Raw genomic sequence first — 1,662 nt, forward strand, 5'->3', positions numbered from 1 at the left:
ATAGCTGTCCCCGACGGTCCCGATCGACGGTGTCGCTCCGATCTCGGCGAGGCGTTCGCCGTAGCGAATGGAGGTGAATTGAGACCCCGCGTCGCTGTGGCAGCGCAGGTCCTCGTGGCGAGCGCCGCGGGACCAGCGGGCCATCTCGATCGCGTCGAGGACCATCTCGGTGCGCATGTGTGACGCGCACCGCCACCCGACGATCATCCGGGAGAACGCGTCGACGATGAAGCAGACGTACGCGACGCCGGCCCACGTCGGCACGAACGTCAGGTCGGTGACCCAGAGCCGGTTCGGGGCAGGCGCGGTGAACTCCCGCTTCACGAGGTCCGGGTGCCGCGCCGCGGTCGGATCTGGCCGGGTCGTCTTCACCCGCTTCGACCTGGTCGCGCCCTTAATCCCTGCGGCGCGCATGAGCCGGCCCGTCTGATCTCGGCCGATCATGATCCCCGCCCGGCCGGCGGCTTTCCAGAGCTTGCGGATTCCATAGACGCGGTAGTTCGTCTCCTAGAGCTCGACCAGCTGCGGGATCAGCTCCTCGTCCCGCACCGCGCGAGCCGAGGGGGCGCGGGTCTTGGCGGCGTAGTAGCTGCTCGGAGCCACCTGCAGCAGCCTGCAGATGAGCTCGACTCCGAGCCGGCGAGCGTCGACCAGGTCATCCTTGTTCGCGTCGATGAACGCGACTACTTCCGGTAGTGGCGGTCGAGCTCCGCCCCGAAGAAAGACGCAGCACGCTTGAGGACCTCGTTGGCCCGCCGCAACTCCCGGACTTCCTGCTCCAGTTCACGCACCCGCCGCGCCTCAGCGCTGCTCACGCCAGAGGTGACGCCGTCGTCGATGTCGGCTTGCTTGACCCACATCCGCACGGACTCGACCCCGTACCCGAGCTGCGTCGCGACCCGATTGACGGTCCCATGCTCGGTCCCCAGCTCGGCACGCAGCGTCCTCACCATCCGGACCGCCGCGGCCTTCTCCTCCGGCGAATACCGACGCGTCGTCGGCTTCCCCGCTGTCTGCTCTTTCGGCATAACTCCATCCTCGTTTCCAAGGTCAGGAGTCTCCAACAAACCCAGGGCGCTTCAATCGGTCAGGAAGGCAGCAGGAGCACCTTGATGTCGTAGTCGAGCTTGCAGAGGTAGAAGATCAACTCGACGACGGGACGGTGACTATCCCAGCGGGGCTGTGAGGGGCCGATCTCGCAGAACCTTGCGGCAAACTCAACCTTCTCGCGCGCGGCCGGGATCGATGCGCGGAAGGCCGCTTCATCCCATTGCTCTTCGCTCATACTCCCGACCGTAGCGGTGAGTACCGACACGGCCGTGGGAGCTCTCAGCCCCAGAAGATCGGATCCTGGTGGCTGCCGATGTAGTCGAGCAGACTCTGGACGTTCTTCGTCGGGCGCCTCTTCGTGTACTCGTGGAACTTCATGTGCCGGTCACGCCAGTAGATGCTCCACTGGCCGGTCTTGACGGTGTATCGCAGGCGCGCGACCGGGAACCGCGTCCAGTCGCCCTGCCCGTCCCACGGCGGCCGCGTCTCGATGATCGTGACGTGCCGGTCGGCGATCTCGGCTTCTACTCTCACCTGATCCCACAGGTGCTCGGGCACGCGTTCACGGCACCAGCGGCCGATGCGCAGCAGGTCGGTCTCGGGCATAGCCAT

The 1,662-nt window shown here is 66.2% G+C and carries 2 protein-coding genes, 1 pseudogene and 1 other annotated feature; all 3 genes and pseudogenes read right to left on the reverse strand.

The window, feature by feature from the left end:
• Nucleotides 1-1,028, reverse strand: a pseudogene (locus ACZ1IK_RS11120) (IS3 family transposase); the annotation flags it as partial.
• Nucleotides 595-729, reverse strand: a sequence feature (AL1L pseudoknot). Its footprint overlaps the pseudogene before it by 135 nt.
• Before the next feature lie 59 nt (nucleotides 1,029-1,087).
• On the reverse strand, nucleotides 1,088-1,285 hold the full coding sequence (locus ACZ1IK_RS11125; RefSeq protein ID WP_010078466.1) for a hypothetical protein: 198 nt from the start codon (nucleotides 1,283-1,285) through the stop codon (nucleotides 1,088-1,090).
• A gap of 44 nt (nucleotides 1,286-1,329) precedes the next feature.
• A partial coding sequence (locus tag ACZ1IK_RS11130) for a DUF3024 domain-containing protein (protein ID WP_036315702.1) occupies nucleotides 1,330-1,662 on the reverse strand: 333 nt, incomplete at its 5' end.

This window comes from Micrococcus sp. CS26 (assembly GCF_055522295.1).